Origin of the sequence: Mesorhizobium sp. M0195, from assembly GCF_040322115.1 — a bacterium.
Lineage (GTDB): Bacteria > Pseudomonadota > Alphaproteobacteria > Rhizobiales > Rhizobiaceae > Mesorhizobium.
On record NZ_JAMYSV010000012.1, the window covers coordinates 43,925 to 58,569 of the forward strand.

The window sequence follows — 14,645 nt, forward strand, 5'->3', positions numbered from 1 at the left end:
AATGTCTTGACGTGTCGTTGCGGGAGTAGCGATAGTTATTCGATGCCTATACGCATAAAACTTTTTCTCCCCCGGACCCCTCTTCACACCTATAGCCCTCGCCAAAGTGGTGCAGACTGTCGCAACCCTTTGTTTTCGCTGTCTTATTCACTGCGAAGTGAGTAGCGCGAACTGGCGCGACTGTCGCCAAGTGTCGGCATGGAAAAGCCAATAAATTCAAGGCGCGCATGGGTTTGCGGGCCAAAATGCAAGCCAAACGAGGGGTCACGGGGAGACGCGTCATCAGCGAAGATGCTCCTCGAAATCATGCTGGCCGGAGCCGCCATCGCGCTTGGCCGGCGGCACGTCGACGAGGCGGATGCCGTGGTAATGGACGATCCGGCCATCCTCGCGCCGGTACTTCTTCTGCATGATCAGGCCGAAGCGGGTCAGTGAGACCGGCTTGCCGCCCTGGTCGACAGTGAAGTCGACATAGGCCTGATAGAACTGCTTGGCGGTGACCGGCTCGCCCTGCTCCTCTCGCACAACGCAGCGCGCCACAAAGGCGGCCGTGGGGTCCATCTGGTCGCGATACTCCTGCGTCTTCGCCCGCACCGCCTCAGGCACGACGAGGCCTTCACGCAGGAAGATCATCACGCCCTCGACCAGCCAGTTGAGGATGCCGGGATGCTCCGGCAGGAACTCGGAAACGACCTCCTCGAACTCGCGCTGCTCACTCGCCTCGAGGACGACCGGCCAGTGGACGACGGCCATGCGGCGCCAGATGCCGTTGTCGGTGCCAGAGATCTTCGGATAGCCGTTGCCGGACATATGGCCGGTGAAGATCGGCTTGAAGTCGAAATAGCCCTGGAACAGGTCACGCACGGCAAAGTGCTCGCCGCCGGTCAGGTCCTTGACCAGGTTCTCGCGCAGATCCTCGCCCTCCGGCATTTCCTTGACGCGCAGGAAACGGCGGCCATAGAGCCGCGCCATATCCGGATTGGCCGAGCCGCCGGCCTTGCCCTCGCCGGTGAACGATTCTGACGGCAGCGTGACCGAGACCTCGCCCAGTAGGCGGCAAAGCACCTCCAGAAAGACCGACTTGCCGTTGGCGCCGAAGCCGTAGTGGAAGAACAGCTTTTGCACGGTCAGCCCGATCAGGCCGAGCCCGGCCGCGACCTGGACCATGCGCCGCACCTCTTCGTGCGGCAGCATACGCGTCATGAAGGCGAGCCATTTCGGGCAGCCGGCCTTTGCGTCGTAATCGACCGGCACGACCTGTGTGATCAGATCCTGCCGGCGATGGCCCTTGACCACCTTCAGTTCGGCGACAGGCGCGACGATGAACTCCGGCACGTCCTCGCGGCTGTCGTCGGGATCGTCGAAGGCGGGATTGCGCACCGTCTTGATCACCTTGCGGAAGCACAGTGTATGGCCGCGCAGCGCGACCTTCAGCGGGTCGGCGTTGAATTCGTCAGGCCCGCGCATGACGTGGGGTGCTGCACAGGCGAGCATCGCCTCGAGCCGCCCTTTGTTCTTCGAAGAGACGGCGTGCGACATGCGCCGGCTGATGCGCGCAGCGAGGTTCTTTTGGGCCGCCTCCGCCATCTTGGCGACTTTTTTCTCGCCAGGAGAACGCTCTTGCTCCAGCTTCTTCAGCGCCTCATGGCCGCGCTCGATCGCGATCTTCTCAGCCGGTGTGTGATCGATATATTCGATCTCCAGCGCGATGCGCCCGCCGAGGTTCTGTGCCACCGCCAGCGAGCGCGGATCGCCGGTGTCGATGTCCCAATGCGTGCCAGTCCAAACCGCGTAGGCGGCCTTGCGCGCCTTCGCCTGGGCCAGCACCAGCAGATCCTCGCCGAAATGGGCAAGCAGCCGCTCGGCATTGTCGGTATCGGAATGGTCGAGGCCTGCACAAGCCTTGACCGCCTCCATATCGACCTTGCTGCCGCGGCGCGGCCCGGTGCCCGGCTCTCCATCATCCAGTTCGTCGACAGTCACATCGACATCGAGCGGGGTGCGGGGCAGCCCGGCCGCTTCGGCCTGGCGCGTCGCTTCGTCGAGAATGGTGGCCACCTCTTCAGGCATGCCAGTCTTTTTCTTGCCCACTATTCCCCCGTCTCGACTGCCATGCGTGAAAAGTCATATCCGGCCCGTGGCCAGACGATCGGGATGATGCGCCCCGGCCGGGCATGCCTTGCACGGGCCCGAGCCATTGCGGCAGCCGTCATCACCCGCTCGGAATCGCCATCGGCAAGCAACACCAGCTCGCGGACGTGATCGGCCACCCACATGGCATCGTCGCCGTCCTGGTCGGGCTTCGGCCGTGGCCCCGCGATCGTCACCGGCCGCGCGACGCCCTTCGCGTCCGGCTTCTTCAACGTCGGGTGCGCGAAGCGTGACGAGGGATCGGCCGGGCCGGCGAGATTGCCGAGATCGCCGGCGGCGAAGTAGAACGTATCCTCGCGAAAACCTTCCCATGCCGCGAAGGCGGCACCGTTCTCAATCCCCTCGCCGCCGACCCATCGCTTGACCGAAGGATCGCCGAACAGCGGGATCAGCCCGCCCTTCTTCGAGCCGCGCATCTTCTTGGTCGGCAGCAACTCACCAGTGTCCGAGTCGGAGAGCTGTGGCCGGTACTTCGGCGGCCGCTTCAGGTCGAGCCAGGTGATGTGGCAGCCGATCGCGACCAGGTCGGGCCCGATGAAAGGCGCGACCATGGCCGGGCCGGAATAGAGCTCCAGCGGCCGCCCGCGCTCGTCCTGGCCGTGCCAGTAGGGAAGATCGGACGCATAGCGCAGCCATTGCGCCGCGCCGATCTGGCCGCAGCCGCGCGCCTCGAGGTAATCCGCGACAGGACGGCCGTGCCGCCCAACAGGGGCAGCCGCTTCATAGATGCCGCGCGCCTTCGCTCTTTCCTTCTCGCGGAATTCGGCCTGGCTGTCAGCACGCGCGGCGGCGTCGGCATCGTTCTGCAGGCGACGTTCTTCCAGCCGTTTCTTGCGCGCGGCGCGATCCTCGTCGCTTTCGCGCTCACCCTCGTCAGGAATGTCCTGGTCGAGCACGATCGAACAGGCCTCGAGCAAACCTTCGCGGCTCTTGAGATCGAGGCCCTCGCAATGGGCGGCCATGCCGATCGCATCGTTGCCGCCTATGCCGCCTGCCCGGCAGTTCCACTTTTCCTTCTTCGTGTTGAACGAAAATGTGTCGGTGCCAAAACAATGCGGGCAAGGCTGCGGATGCTCGACGCCGGTCCGCTTGAAAGTCAGCCGCATGATCTTCGCGGCCTCCTCGATCGACACCGCGCGCGCATCTTCGATGAACAGCTTTATGGCTTCGCTCATGCCGCCGACCCTGCAAACAGGTCATCGGACGGCACATTGCGGCGCGCCGTTTTTGCCGAGCGTTGATAGCCCTCGAAATCAGTGTATTTGTAGAGGTATCGGTTCGACCAGCGAGCCAGATCGCGCAGCGATTGCTCAGACCAGTCGAAGCGGACATGCGGCCTCCGCTCGAGGGCGTTCAGCTTCATGTAAGGCTGCACGTGAGGCTCGCCGCCCCATGCGATCACCTCGCGGACGCGCTCGATGCAGGCCGCCATCGGCTCATTGCCGACCAGCACATAGACGCGTTTCTTGCGAGACGGAACATCGCGCAGCATGTGCATGACGCGTTCGACGTCGGGCCGCTCGGCCTGGTCGTCATAGGCGAAGCGCCACGGCCCGACATTGATCGTCGACCAACGCGCAAACACCTCGTCGTCGAAGGTGCGCGGCTCGAAGCCTGAGTTGGCGTCCATAAGCGGCACGCCGGCAGCGCGATAGCGGCTGATGACGTGATCCTGAAAGTCAGCCGGCAGCGCGGACAGGTTGTTGTCGCAGAGGACCGGCCGCACCGGGAAATCCGGCAACAGAGTGAAGGTCTTGCCTTCCAACTTCGGTACGATGCAGAACCAACAGCCGACCGGGCAGCCGCGGCTGGCGAACGTCGCCATGGGATTGTGGTGCACGACCGCGTCGGGAATTGAGCCGCCGATCTCGGCGACATCGGCAAGGAAGTGCTTGCGCGTGAAGATGCCCGGCCCGCCGGCGCGAACCTTGTAGCCGGACGCCTTGTACCAGCAGGCGCGCTGATAGGCGTCGTTGAGGCGCCAGGTGAATGCCACCGAGAGGTAGGCGGTATCCTCGTCTGTCCACTCGGCTAGGCCGCCAGACCAATGGCCAATGTCGAAACCTTGTGTCATCGTCACACCAGCAGCGGCTGCACGGAGCCGTCCGAGAAGTAACTGTCCATCGGTGTATCGGCGGCAGGCTCATCGCCATCCCAGCCGTTCGGCCATGTCTCTGCGGCGATAAGCTCGCGGATGCGCGCCTCCTCCTCATGGTTGAGGATGTCCAGCAGTGGCCGGCCCAGCTCGGCAGCGCGCGCATTGCACTCGGCTTGAATCGCCAACACGCGGTCGAGCCCCATCAGCCGGGCTGCGAACGTCAGCGGGCCCATCCTTTGCGGATTGGCCGCCACCGATCCGTCCTTCAGCCGTTCAAGGCCAGCCTTGCGAATGCGATGCCGGGGCTCGCGCAACTCGCGATAGAGCGGCTTCAGGCCCTTGAGCGGCGCAAGATGTGCCCATGCCGGCGACGCGACGATCGTGTCGAGCGCCATATCCTTGCTGGCCAGCGGGCAGCCGGCGCAGCCGGTGCGGGCATTGATCTCGGTCGCCTCGTCGCCGCCATAGGCGTCGGCGATCGCCGCCGTCGCCCAGCCGCCATATTCGGCCATGGGCGCATAGATGCGCAGCCAGTCCCAAACATTACAGACGCGCCAATGCAGCAAGGGCGCGAGGGTCGCGATGCGGCCACGGATGCCCTTGGCGTTGGGCAGAACCTCCTGATACCAGCCTTGCCCGCATTCAGCGCCGTCCTTGCCGCACGACATGGCGATACGGTCATCGCGGATGGCGCTTTCGCCCTGGCGCACGCCGGTGATCATCAGGATCTTGCCGTCGAGTTCGCCGAGCCTCTGTTCCAGCGCTTCGGCCATCGGATCGATCTTGATCTGCCGCGTGCACCAGCGCAGCGTGTTGTTGTTTGGCGGCGGTACGCCACGGCCGAGAATGTAGACGAGGAATCGCTTGTCGAGCGGCGCACGAACCACTTCGCAACGGATGCCGCGCTCGGCGAGCTGCGTCATGATGCGCTCGGCCGCGATCGCCAGCGGCGGCAATTCCTGCCGCGTGTCGGCATAGAACACAGTGAGGCTTTTCGGCGCCACCAGCCGGCCGACATCGATCAGATGGACGATTAGCGACAGCGTTGCCGAACTGTCCTTGCCGCCGGACCAGGCGATGCCCCAGTGATCGTGCGCCGGCCCATAGGCCTGCATCGACTGCAGCGTCAGGTCGACTGCCTCGTCGTAGACAAGGCGTTTTGTCCCTTCGAAGAGCGTCGGCTGAAAGGATTTCACTCCGCTACCTCCCGCACGAGGTGCAGGTCGGGGCCGCGCTCGCGTTCGCGCACGGCGTTGAGCATGCGGCAAACGTCAGCTTCGGCAAGCCCCCCAAGCACTTGCGCGATCTGCAACGTGTCGAACCATCCGGATCGCCAAAGGGTGACGGCAGCGGCCGCTTGAAGAACGGTCATTTCGCCACGCTCCGCGCTTGGTGCTCGAGCTTGGCAACGGCCATGATCGTTGGCTTCAGTTCGGCGGGCGCTTTGTCGTAGCGACGCCCCGATTTTCCATTAAGCCGTGGCAACAGCCCGATCGGCACCAACTCCCAATTCGATGGGTCGGTGTTCGTCTTGTCGCCAAGACATTTGAGAACATGGCCTTCCGGCACAGGCCCGTTTGCTCTTTCCCAAAGCCAGCGATGCTTGTGGAGGCGCCACGTCGAGGCGCCTGTCCACGGATTAGTCTGATCAGTGACGATCCAGATATAACCATCGTCGCCGATCGTCTCGTGCCCTGGTCCACGATAGTTGGCCGGCACCTGCCCCTTCTTGAACTGTGTCTCGGCCGAGTTCGCGTTGAAGGGCATCTTCTTGCCCTTGTTGTGCGAAACGTGCCCTTTTTCGAAGTGTCCGCTACGACCGGTCTTCCAACCCATGCGCTTGCGCAGGCTGTGCAGTTTGGCTGGCGTCACATCATCCCGTCCAAACGTCGCGCGGAAGGCGCTGCACCAGGCGTTGATTTCCATCGCGCAGTTGTCACGAAGCCAAGCGACCTCAGCGCTGGAATAGCGCAGGTGTCGGCCCACGAATCGGCCCGGCTGCCGCCCGACTTTCCAACCCTTACGCTTGCGCAGACCATGCAAATGTGCGGCAGTCACATCTTCCCGCTCAAACTTGGCGCAGAATGCCCGATGGTAGTCGCTGATGACCATTGAGCGATTGCTCTCCAGCCACTTCATCTCGGGCACGGAATAACTGATGCGAGCCCCTCTCATGAGGTCTTGCCCTCAATCTGCGGAAGGTACGGTTCCGGGTTTGAGCCATACTCAGCGACAAGCTCCGCTGCTCGGATCTGCAATGCAGCATTGCGAATGATCTGGTCGGCGACCGCGACAATGGCTTCGCCACGCGTGGCTTCCTGCTCGATCTGCTCCTTAGTCAGCTCTTGGTCGGAGAGGCGCTCAAGCTGCGCGAACAGATGATTGTTGAGGTCGGACAGTCTGTTCTTCATGACACACCTTCCGTCACGATGCTGGCGTCGCCGCCGCGGGTGAATGGCTTGGACTTTTGCAGGATCAGGTTGATGCCGTCGGTCGATAGCCCGACGCATTTCTTCACCTGGTTCATGCTCAGGCCCATCTCGAACAACAGGCGGATGCCTTCCGCCTGCATGGCCAGCGGCAGCTTGAACAGCCGGGCCGGGTCGATGCTGCCCGGCTTGCCGAAACCAGGTGCGGCAGATCTCTTCAAAGCGGCCATTCTTCGGGCTCCCAGCAAGGTTTGTGGTAGGATTGGATCGAGACCACGCCGGCGACGCCGAACATGAAATCGGCGCGGCTGCGGATCAGTCGGCCGCCCTTGCCGTCGTCGACAGTGTCGAGGCGCGAGCCGTTGACGACGCCGTGCTGGCGCATCTCCCGCTCGATGTCGGCCGTGGTGGCGTGCAGGCATTCGAAGACGACGACGAACGCCCTGGCCTTCGGCCCAAAACCGTTGACCAGCTGCACCCAGTAGACGTAGCGCTTGGGATCATCCGACATCGGCCTGCCCCTCTGTTTCAGTGCTCTTCCCGTGAAACATTTCCTGTGTTTCACGCTCCGGTTCGGGCGGTTGCGGCGGGTCGTAGAAGGCGCGGAAGGACAGTTTCAGCCAGTCGCAGACAGCGATCGCCTTCGGCGCCGACACGCTCTGCCCGTTGCAGATGCGCGACAGGTCGGAGGCGCAGACGCCGATCTCGGCCGCGCATGCTCGCCAGCCGCGCCCGTCATCTTCCAGCCGGGCGCGCAGCAGTCGGCCCAGCCCGCGATAGTCGTAGGTGGCGAGCCTAGCCATGCCTGAATTCCTTCTTCAGGAAGAGCGCCGGTTCCTCGCCAATCCAGTCGCAAAGCGCGAAGAACTCATAGCTGCCGGGGTTGCGCCCGCGCGCCGCGCGCAGCACGGCGTCAAGCTCGACCTCGGCCTCTTTGGCAACTTTGCGCGCCGACTTGCGGCGGTGGACGCGGCGCGCCTCGAGGAACATGGCGAACACGTCGAAATCGACATGGTTGGGATCGAAGGCGTCCGTGCAGTCCGGGGCGAGGTTCATTCCGCCGCCTCGTCCATTTCCGCTCCGGCCTGCTCGGCCGCCAGCAGATCGAACAGGCCCGGGCCCTGCCCGCCGCCGGCTGCGATCTCAGCATAGGTGACGCCGTCGGCGAAATAATCCGGGTTGAGTTCGACCGCGACCGCCTTGCGGCCCATGCGCAGCGCGCAATAGGGCACGGTCATGATGCCGCCGAACGGGTCGAACACTGTCTCGCCAGGCATCGAATGCTGCTCGATCGCCCGCTCGACGATGTCGAACTGCAGCGGGCAGAGATGCATTTCGCGGCCCTTGCGCTGCTGCAGCATGTTGAGCGTGCGCATGCGCGCCACGTCGGTCCAGATCTCGGGATGGTCGCTATGCGGCGGCGCGATCATGAAGGTCGGCGGCAGCCTGCCTTCGGCGTCGAGCACCTCGGCGAATTCGACGTGCAGTGCGTGATCGTAGACGTTCTCTTCCGCCCATTTCTTCCAGCCGCGATAGATCAGCTTGGCGTCGAGCTTGACCAGGCGGCGCAGCTCGTCGGGCAGCAGCGGCCGGTCGCCGCTCGACCGGCGCACGCCATGCGCGTCGATCTGCCAGCGGCCGCGCGAATAGCCGGTGCCGGGCACGCTGCGCAGCGCGCGTTCGAACGTCTGGGTGCGCACGCCCCCTCCCAGCGGCAGCGCCTTGTCCGGCTGCTCGGTGTGATCGGTGAAGGACAGCGGCTTCTGCTTGGCAACTGGATGGTCGGCGTAGCCGTTCGACCGGTCGGTCGGCGGCTTGCGGAAGGTCAGCGTGTATTCCGGCATGCCATTGCCCTGCCGGGTGCCATCCTTGCATTGCTCGCTCCAGCCGAGGCGATAGGTGCCGTTGTTCTCGCGCACGACGTCGGTGCCGATGGTGACGCGCGACATGAAGGCGAAGCCGTGCCGGCGGAAATGCGCGCAGCAATCGTCGGAGAACGGGTTGACCGTCTGGAAGCCGAAGCCGTTGACGCCGCCCGGCACGATGCGGTCCTTGACGTGGATGACGGCGAGCCGGCCGGGCTTCAGCACGCGCAGCAGCTGCGGCGTCAAAAAGTCCATCTGCGCCCAGAAATGAGCGTCGTCGTCGGTGTGGCCGAAATCGTTGAAGGACGGGGTGTATTCGTACTGCGTCGAGAACGGGATCGAGGTGACGATCAGGTCGATGCTGTTTTCAGCCATCGACCTGGTTTCCTCGACCGTGTCATTGTGCACGACCAGGTAGCTTTCGCCGCGCACTTCGCGCCTGATAACACCCATCGAGCGTTTCAGCGCGCCCTCGATCGCCTGCTCGGCCAGGCCGAAACGGCGGATGATCTCCGCCATCTTTTCCGACTGCGCCTCGAACTGGCGCCAGCGCCGTTCCAGCGTGCGGCGCATCTCGCGCTCGGCCTCGGTGTAGATCAGGTCGAGGCGCACGGTATGCGTCTGTCCGAATCTCTGGATGCGGAACACCGACTGGATGAAGTCGTGAAACTTGAAGCCGATGCCGGTGTAGATCGCCAACCAGCAATAGTACTGGAAATTGCAGCCGGAGCCGTTGATGACCGGCTTGGTCGCAAGCTCTTCGAATTCGCCCCTGGCGAAGCCGACGACGCGCTTTTCCTTGGTGTCGTCGTCGAGCGTTCCCCACACCGATTTGACGGTCGGAATCGCCTTCTCCAGCGCGTGCCGCTCGGCCTCCAGATCGTGCCAGAGGATGCGATGCGCGCCCGGATCCTCGGCGCGGATTTCCATGACCTTGGCGATGCGAGCGTCAAGGCTGCGCTTCTTCTCGCGCGCGGCCTCGGTCACGCCATGCGCCGAATTGGCGAACAGCCTGCCCTGCCCGTCGCGCTCTTCGCCGGCAGCGCTATGGTCGGACGGAATCTCGTGCCAACGGATATCGAGCGGCGGCAGGTCGTAGCCTTGGTCGGAATAGCCGAGATCTGACGGCTTCTGGACGAACAGCGCCCAGCTCGCGACCCACAGCCAGAACTCTTCCTCCTTGTGCGGATGCAGCGTGAGCGCGTCGGCCTTCTCGCTGTCTCGCTTGAAGAAGCGGGTCTTTGCCTCGCCGACATCCATGACGCCGAGAAAGGCGGCATAGGCGAGCAGCTCGATATATTCGTTCGGGTCGGGCACGGCGGTGGCGACGAAGCGATAGCGCACGCCGGCATGCTTGCGACCGTTCTTGCGATCGTCGCCGGCAAAAGTCGCCATGAACTCGCGAAAGGTCTTGGTGCCGCCGAAGCCGCGCAGCACGGCAGCCTCGTCGAGCGATGCCGCCGTGAACAGGCAGGGGTCGAGCTTGCCGTCGCGGATCGTCTCGTAATTGGTAAGGTGGATCAGCACGCTCTCGGCGCCGATCTCGTTCGGCGCTTCCATCTGCCCGGGCCGGTTGATGAACTTCAGCCTTATGTTCGGATGGCGCTTCTCGACCTCGAGGAAGAATTCATGACGCACGCCAAGCGGCCCGACGATCAGCCCGTGACCGCCGGCATGCACCAGGCATTGCCGGATCACCTCGAGCTGTGTCGATGTCTTGTGCAGGCCGAAGCGCAGGAACAGCGCGCGCCGGCCGCCGCGGCAAGCCCATGGCACGATCGCCTGCGTCATCGGCTTCAGCAGCGGATTGACGGTTGCCGGGTCCACGTCGAAGCCGAGCGCCGGCGCCAGGCGCACCTTGGCCTTGAGGAATTCGGCATAGTCGGGATGCGCGGTCATGCGGCAGCACCGTCGACCGATGTCGTGGGCGCAAACAGCCACTCGACGGCCTTACCCTGGGATACTGCATATGCAATCTCCCGCCTTGTCGAAGAGCCGATGTATCCGCCTACGTTAATCACGAAAATCGCATCAGCGAGATCGATCTTCCGGAAATGAAGCTGATCCAAGTTCCTCTTCTCGGGCGAGGCTTCGTTACCGTCTGATGTCAGGAATCGAGAGCCGCGCGGTTCATCAGCGTGGCCAAACAGGCCTAACGAAATAACGATGTGGCCGCACATGCTGAGGTGAGCATTTGCCAAGTGGAAAGCTTCAGGGAAGCGGCTACTCCCACAAAGCGTGTAAACTCGTGGCCGATCAGAGAGTGTCATTGCGCGCCCCCCCATCGCGTGGCTCACAGGGCGCATGCTTGCCGCCGCCGAAGATGTAGTCGCGCCAAGGCGTCCAGCACCATTTGCCGTCATGGTAGCGGAGGAAGCCCCACTTTCTGGACTGCCGGCCGACCCAAACGATGGTGACGATCTTGCGTCCATCGAAACATGGCAAAGGTGGATGACCGCGCAATCGACCTGGCCAGTCGTGCCACCAATTTCCAGAAAATCGGCCAAGCACCCTATGTAGATAATTCGCCCGGCGATGGTGGATACGAAAAGCGCGCACTAGTCTGCGCTTTGTCACCCAGCCCATTTTCAGGGCGACCATCGGCAACGCATCATGGCTGCGATCACTGTCGAGAATGCGTAGTGTGAAGTCCTCGACATAGCTCGTTAGCGGGAAGGTCCAGAAATCCCACGGATGATCGTGCGGATCGGGGTCGGCGTCGCCGCGATGGAAGATGTGCAACCGTAGGCGGCCAATCCAGACGCGCGTCATGTACGGCGTCTCGTACTCGCCATCGGTGCCGTAGATAGTTTGGATGCCAAGCGCCTTCATGCCGCAACCTGCCGTTTCGCGATCAGGTGACGCCGGCAGTACCGCGTATGCAGCGGTTCCGCCGCCCGCTCGGCGCCGCAGACCGGCATATCCGGCCCGTCAGGATCGTAGGGCGCGCCGGCATAGTGAAGGCACCGGTCGGTCATCACCGCTTGCAGGAAGGTGATTGGCAGCGTCGCCGGCAGGTTCGGAACGGCCTCGATCGGCTTGGAAAAGTGCACGCAATCCGGAGAAGTGAACAGAAGCTCGACTGGCGAGGCCGGCGTGATCGGCCGCGTGACCGCCATGACCGGGCGCACGGGACGATACTTCCGCTTTGGCGGCGTCTCGGTCTTGGGCGTGGCCCGGCCGATCGCCTGGTTCTTCGGCTGGCCAAGCAACGCGCCATGGCTGCCCTTGCCGCGCTTCAGCTTGCCGATGACGGCATTGCGGCTGCGATCACCCGGCAGGCGAGCGGCAATCTGTGCGGCGGACAGGCCTTCGCCAGCCAGCTCGCGCAGCGCCTGCAGGTCGTCGGCGGACCAGTCGCTCATACCGGATACCCATTCAGGGGCAACACCAGCCATTCGACCCAGAACTGGCCAACATCGGTCGGGCCGACGATGCCGCTGTCATCAAGCGACGGATCGTGGATGATGCGATCGTCGCGGGCGATCACCACGTGATTGGTGCCGTTGCGGCTTTGGCCGGAGAAGAGGTAGGGCAGCCCGTCGCTCAGCGTCGCGGCGACCGCAAGTGCGCCGTCGACATCGCCGCCATTCAGCGCGATGCGGATGGTGTGGACCCCTCTATCCTGCAGGAAGGCGTCCATCGAGCCGCACTGCTCTTCATTGCTCAGCACTTCGTGCCGATGCGGCACCTGGTCATGATCGAGGTCGAGCAGGCAGGCGACGACCGTGCGGTAGCAGTCGCCATAGACACCATTGGCCGGATCGTGCCGGAACAGCTGCTTGACGAACCTCATGCCGCACCGCTGACCAGGCTGAGGCCGCCGGCGCCGCGGGCTGCGGCCGCCGCCTTGCGCAGTTCGGCAAGTGCGACTTCCAGTTTCGCCGCACCCCGGTCGATGCCGGCAAGCTCGGCTGGCGTCAGCCTGCCGTCGGCGAAAGCCATGGCGGCCGACGCGATCAGTTCACCGAACTGCACGACGACATCAGCATGCGCCGCCATCATCGTGGCGTTGGCGGCACCTGGCGCGTCGGCATCGGCAAGGCGCCGGCCGTTCAGTTCGGCCATGACACTGGTGACCAGCGGCGTGCCGCACTCGGCTTCGAGCAAAAGCACCGCCGACAGCGGCATCAGCTCGGGATCGCCGGCATTGTTGAAGCGGCCCATCTGGCTCTTCGACAGCGAGGCGATGGAAGCGGCGCGCTCGATCGTGCCGCAGCGTTCGATCAGGTCGCGCTGGGCTGCCTTGAGGCGGTAAAACCACTGACTGGAAATTTCGGCCATGTCGGCTCCGGGCACAGTTTTCCCGGCGCGGGAAATGCGGTCTGCATTTCCCATGGCGGGACGAGGTGGAAAGCGGTTCAACTCGCGGGCATGAAAACCCGCATTCACAGCCTCACGGCGGTTCCCTCGGCAAACGCAGCGTCCGCCGCGCCTCGTCACGCAACAGGCGCGCCAGAAGGTCGGCAGGATGCTCGCGGGCAAAGGCGGCTAGCAGCTTCAACAGCCGCAGCGTCTTTGGCGGCAACCGGCGCACCGGCTCAGCCGGCGGCGGCAACAAGGTCAACGAAGGCGAGCAGCGGAGCGCGGTCATTCGGCCGCCTCGCTAGAAAGAGGGTGGCCGGTCCCGGCTTGGGGGAATTTTTCGGGACCGGCCGCGACGCCGCCGGGGCGAGCAGCATCGGAAAGCGACGCCTGGAGTTGGCGCAACAGGATCAGCGCCGGCCCCTTGGTCGGCGGCCTCGTCTCCCAGGTGGAGACCGTCGAGCGGTCGACGCCGCAATGGTCGGCGAGCTGCTGCTGCGTCCAGCCGAGCTCGCCTCGCAGGGCGACCACGTCGACAACCGTCTCTAGTTCGAACGAATGATCCATCATGACCGATAGTGTGAGAAAGTCACATCAATCTGTCAAGTAGAAACTCACACCAGAAATGTGAAAAAGTCACGCCATGACGGATGTAACCCGAGTAGACCAGCAGGCGGCGCGCCTACGCCAAGCGCGCGAGATGCGCGGCTTCGACAATGCGAAGGCCGCAGCGAACCGCTTCGGCTTTAACTACAACACCTACATCCAGCACGAAAGCGGCCGGACCGGCATCACCCGCGCGGTCAAGGACTATGCCCGCGCTTTCCGGGTCAGGGAAGCCTGGCTCATCACCGGCGAAGGCTCTCCGCAGGATATAGATGGCAGCGACGAGCTGCGCGAGATTTTCATGCGCTTGGCGGCGGCGCCACGGGAGGTCCAGGCCGCCGTGCTGACCTATGCCAGATTCGCGCTTGGCGAGCCGAGCAGCACCGAAAAATCCCGCGAAACCGCGACCACGCCAACATCGTGATCTATAAGCACGCGCCAGTGCCCGCCATGGATTTCCCTCATCGCCTCTGCGATTGATCGCGTGTCCCTGGCAATGCGCTCGGAGATCATCGCTGCTCTTGATTGAGGCGATGTCGCGATCGCTCGCAATTTGTCCATTGCCTGATCGCCCGCAGCTTCGCGCGATTCGTACTGGATCACTTGTCTCTTCTCCCAAACCGAACGGCAGTGAAGTTACGAACAATTTCCTCTAGGCTGTCAAATCAGTTTTTTCACGCCGTCCAGTGTCCCATTTCGGTACGCATACAACCGTTGCTGAATGATCACCAGATTGTTTCAACCTGTAACGATGCCCTGTGAATAGCGGGGAAAGTAGTACCAGTTTTCTACAAAATGTGGAACCATTTCGAACACTTGACCTTTCGGCGATAAGTCGGGGTCATGTCGCGACCGTCACGCCCCAGCTTCCATGTCCGCCTGCCGCCCGAACTCAAAGCACGGCTCGAGGCGGTTCGCGGCGGCAAGAGCCTCAACCGGGAGGTGGTCGACAGGCTGGAGCGGTCGTTCGGAGAGGATCTGGCTTCGCAGTTCGGAGAGGTCATCGCCGCCTACCTTGCGCCGCTCGACGATGAGGAGCGCGCCAAGGTCGTCGATCTGGCGAGCGAACTGGCGGCAGTGCTAATGGCCAAGCCGCGCAAACGGGCCCCATAAAACCCGCATGATTCTCACTCCCGCATTTTGAAGTGTGAGTTTATCACATTTTCGCTTGACACTGCGATGTGAGTAATT

The 14,645-nt window shown here is 63.4% G+C and carries 20 protein-coding genes; 2 read left to right on the forward strand and 18 right to left on the reverse strand.

Going from position 1 to position 14,645, the window contains the following annotated elements; translation table 11 throughout:
* Window positions 1-282: 282 nt before the first annotated feature.
* The 18 genes from NKJ12_RS21500 to NKJ12_RS21585 all read right to left on the reverse strand — a co-directional run bounded on the left by NKJ12_RS21500 (window position 283) and on the right by NKJ12_RS21585 (window position 13,418).
* Window positions 283-2,070 carry a DNA primase family protein gene (locus NKJ12_RS21500; RefSeq protein ID WP_352704941.1) on the reverse strand — a complete coding sequence of 596 codons (1,788 nt, stop codon included), beginning with the start codon at window positions 2,068-2,070 and terminating at the stop codon, window positions 283-285.
* A 20-nt stretch (window positions 2,071-2,090) separates the two neighbouring features.
* On the reverse strand, window positions 2,091-3,326 hold the full coding sequence (locus NKJ12_RS21505) for a DUF7146 domain-containing protein (RefSeq protein WP_352704943.1): 1,236 nt from the start codon (window positions 3,324-3,326) through the stop codon (window positions 2,091-2,093).
* The gene (locus NKJ12_RS21510; protein WP_352704945.1) at window positions 3,323-4,225 is read right to left on the reverse strand and encodes a radical SAM protein; all 903 of its coding nucleotides are present in this window, start codon (window positions 4,223-4,225) and stop codon (window positions 3,323-3,325) included. The genes NKJ12_RS21505 and NKJ12_RS21510 overlap by 4 nt, the downstream gene beginning before the upstream one ends.
* Before the next feature lie 2 nt (window positions 4,226-4,227).
* Window positions 4,228-5,445 (reverse strand): phosphoadenosine phosphosulfate reductase domain-containing protein, encoded by a 1,218-nt coding sequence (locus tag NKJ12_RS21515; protein WP_352704947.1) that lies wholly within the window; start codon window positions 5,443-5,445, stop codon window positions 4,228-4,230.
* Window positions 5,442-5,621, reverse strand: a complete 180-nt coding sequence (locus tag NKJ12_RS21520) for a hypothetical protein (protein ID WP_352704949.1) — start codon at window positions 5,619-5,621, stop codon at window positions 5,442-5,444. The genes NKJ12_RS21515 and NKJ12_RS21520 overlap by 4 nt, the downstream gene beginning before the upstream one ends.
* Window positions 5,618-6,361 (reverse strand): HNH endonuclease, encoded by a 744-nt coding sequence (locus tag NKJ12_RS21525; RefSeq protein WP_352704951.1) that lies wholly within the window; start codon window positions 6,359-6,361, stop codon window positions 5,618-5,620. The genes NKJ12_RS21520 and NKJ12_RS21525 overlap by 4 nt, the downstream gene beginning before the upstream one ends.
* Window positions 6,362-6,420: 59 nt before the next feature.
* Complete coding sequence (locus NKJ12_RS21530) at window positions 6,421-6,660, reverse strand: hypothetical protein (protein ID WP_352704953.1); 240 nt, start codon at window positions 6,658-6,660, stop codon at window positions 6,421-6,423.
* The gene (locus tag NKJ12_RS21535) at window positions 6,657-6,908 is read right to left on the reverse strand and encodes a hypothetical protein (RefSeq protein WP_352704955.1); all 252 of its coding nucleotides are present in this window, start codon (window positions 6,906-6,908) and stop codon (window positions 6,657-6,659) included. Before NKJ12_RS21535 ends, NKJ12_RS21530 begins: the two co-directional genes overlap by 4 nt.
* Complete coding sequence (locus NKJ12_RS21540; RefSeq protein WP_352704957.1) at window positions 6,896-7,189, reverse strand: hypothetical protein; 294 nt, start codon at window positions 7,187-7,189, stop codon at window positions 6,896-6,898. Before NKJ12_RS21540 ends, NKJ12_RS21535 begins: the two co-directional genes overlap by 13 nt.
* Window positions 7,179-7,481, reverse strand: coding sequence for a hypothetical protein (locus tag NKJ12_RS21545; RefSeq protein WP_352704959.1), 303 nt, complete (start codon window positions 7,479-7,481; stop codon window positions 7,179-7,181). The genes NKJ12_RS21540 and NKJ12_RS21545 overlap by 11 nt, the downstream gene beginning before the upstream one ends.
* A complete protein-coding gene (locus NKJ12_RS21550) occupies window positions 7,474-7,734 on the reverse strand; it encodes a hypothetical protein (RefSeq protein WP_352704961.1) in 261 nt (86 codons plus the stop codon). The genes NKJ12_RS21545 and NKJ12_RS21550 overlap by 8 nt, the downstream gene beginning before the upstream one ends.
* On the reverse strand, window positions 7,731-10,442 hold the full coding sequence (locus NKJ12_RS21555; RefSeq protein ID WP_352704963.1) for a DNA methyltransferase: 2,712 nt from the start codon (window positions 10,440-10,442) through the stop codon (window positions 7,731-7,733). Before NKJ12_RS21555 ends, NKJ12_RS21550 begins: the two co-directional genes overlap by 4 nt.
* Before the next feature lie 357 nt (window positions 10,443-10,799).
* Window positions 10,800-11,375 carry a hypothetical protein gene (locus NKJ12_RS21560; protein ID WP_352704965.1) on the reverse strand — a complete coding sequence of 192 codons (576 nt, stop codon included), beginning with the start codon at window positions 11,373-11,375 and terminating at the stop codon, window positions 10,800-10,802.
* Complete coding sequence (locus tag NKJ12_RS21565; protein ID WP_352704967.1) at window positions 11,372-11,908, reverse strand: GcrA family cell cycle regulator; 537 nt, start codon at window positions 11,906-11,908, stop codon at window positions 11,372-11,374. Before NKJ12_RS21565 ends, NKJ12_RS21560 begins: the two co-directional genes overlap by 4 nt.
* Entirely contained in the window at window positions 11,905-12,339 is a 435-nt protein-coding gene (locus NKJ12_RS21570) for a hypothetical protein (RefSeq protein ID WP_352704969.1), read from the reverse strand. The genes NKJ12_RS21565 and NKJ12_RS21570 overlap by 4 nt, the downstream gene beginning before the upstream one ends.
* Complete coding sequence (locus NKJ12_RS21575) at window positions 12,336-12,827, reverse strand: hypothetical protein (protein ID WP_352704971.1); 492 nt, start codon at window positions 12,825-12,827, stop codon at window positions 12,336-12,338. The genes NKJ12_RS21570 and NKJ12_RS21575 overlap by 4 nt, the downstream gene beginning before the upstream one ends.
* 112 nt (window positions 12,828-12,939) lie before the next feature.
* Window positions 12,940-13,137 (reverse strand): hypothetical protein, encoded by a 198-nt coding sequence (locus NKJ12_RS21580; RefSeq protein ID WP_352704973.1) that lies wholly within the window; start codon window positions 13,135-13,137, stop codon window positions 12,940-12,942.
* A complete protein-coding gene (locus tag NKJ12_RS21585; RefSeq protein WP_352704975.1) occupies window positions 13,134-13,418 on the reverse strand; it encodes a helix-turn-helix domain-containing protein in 285 nt (94 codons plus the stop codon). Before NKJ12_RS21585 ends, NKJ12_RS21580 begins: the two co-directional genes overlap by 4 nt.
* Before the next feature lie 130 nt (window positions 13,419-13,548).
* On the opposite strand from NKJ12_RS21585, the gene NKJ12_RS21590 reads away from it, so the two are divergent.
* Together NKJ12_RS21590 and NKJ12_RS21595 are read left to right on the forward strand one after the other, a co-directional pair.
* Window positions 13,549-13,878, forward strand: coding sequence for a hypothetical protein (locus NKJ12_RS21590; RefSeq protein ID WP_352704977.1), 330 nt, complete (start codon window positions 13,549-13,551; stop codon window positions 13,876-13,878).
* A gap of 419 nt (window positions 13,879-14,297) precedes the next feature.
* On the forward strand, window positions 14,298-14,567 hold the full coding sequence (locus tag NKJ12_RS21595) for a hypothetical protein (protein WP_352704979.1): 270 nt from the start codon (window positions 14,298-14,300) through the stop codon (window positions 14,565-14,567).
* Window positions 14,568-14,645 lie beyond the last annotated feature (78 nt).

Coding starts and splice junctions, on each gene's coding strand:
- NKJ12_RS21520 (WP_352704949.1), bottom strand. CDS start 5,621: ATGACCGTTCTTCAAGCGGCCGCTGCCGTCACCCTTTGGCGATCCGGA.
- NKJ12_RS21595 (WP_352704979.1), top strand. CDS start 14,298: ATGTCGCGACCGTCACGCCCCAGCTTCCATGTCCGCCTGCCGCCCGAA.
- NKJ12_RS21555 (WP_352704963.1), bottom strand. CDS start 10,442: ATGACCGCGCATCCCGACTATGCCGAATTCCTCAAGGCCAAGGTGCGC.
- NKJ12_RS21500 (WP_352704941.1), bottom strand. CDS start 2,070: ATGCCTGAAGAGGTGGCCACCATTCTCGACGAAGCGACGCGCCAGGCC.
- NKJ12_RS21560 (WP_352704965.1), bottom strand. CDS start 11,375: ATGAAGGCGCTTGGCATCCAAACTATCTACGGCACCGATGGCGAGTAC.
- NKJ12_RS21530 (WP_352704953.1), bottom strand. CDS start 6,660: ATGAAGAACAGACTGTCCGACCTCAACAATCATCTGTTCGCGCAGCTT.
- NKJ12_RS21590 (WP_352704977.1), top strand. CDS start 13,549: ATGCGCGGCTTCGACAATGCGAAGGCCGCAGCGAACCGCTTCGGCTTT.
- NKJ12_RS21575 (WP_352704971.1), bottom strand. CDS start 12,827: ATGGCCGAAATTTCCAGTCAGTGGTTTTACCGCCTCAAGGCAGCCCAG.
- NKJ12_RS21570 (WP_352704969.1), bottom strand. CDS start 12,339: ATGAGGTTCGTCAAGCAGCTGTTCCGGCACGATCCGGCCAATGGTGTC.
- NKJ12_RS21580 (WP_352704973.1), bottom strand. CDS start 13,137: ATGACCGCGCTCCGCTGCTCGCCTTCGTTGACCTTGTTGCCGCCGCCG.
- NKJ12_RS21545 (WP_352704959.1), bottom strand. CDS start 7,481: ATGGCTAGGCTCGCCACCTACGACTATCGCGGGCTGGGCCGACTGCTG.
- NKJ12_RS21565 (WP_352704967.1), bottom strand. CDS start 11,908: ATGAGCGACTGGTCCGCCGACGACCTGCAGGCGCTGCGCGAGCTGGCT.
- NKJ12_RS21525 (WP_352704951.1), bottom strand. CDS start 6,361: ATGGTCATCAGCGACTACCATCGGGCATTCTGCGCCAAGTTTGAGCGG.
- NKJ12_RS21535 (WP_352704955.1), bottom strand. CDS start 6,908: ATGGCCGCTTTGAAGAGATCTGCCGCACCTGGTTTCGGCAAGCCGGGC.
- NKJ12_RS21510 (WP_352704945.1), bottom strand. CDS start 4,225: ATGACACAAGGTTTCGACATTGGCCATTGGTCTGGCGGCCTAGCCGAG.
- NKJ12_RS21585 (WP_352704975.1), bottom strand. CDS start 13,418: ATGATGGATCATTCGTTCGAACTAGAGACGGTTGTCGACGTGGTCGCC.
- NKJ12_RS21550 (WP_352704961.1), bottom strand. CDS start 7,734: ATGAACCTCGCCCCGGACTGCACGGACGCCTTCGATCCCAACCATGTC.
- NKJ12_RS21505 (WP_352704943.1), bottom strand. CDS start 3,326: ATGAGCGAAGCCATAAAGCTGTTCATCGAAGATGCGCGCGCGGTGTCG.
- NKJ12_RS21540 (WP_352704957.1), bottom strand. CDS start 7,189: ATGTCGGATGATCCCAAGCGCTACGTCTACTGGGTGCAGCTGGTCAAC.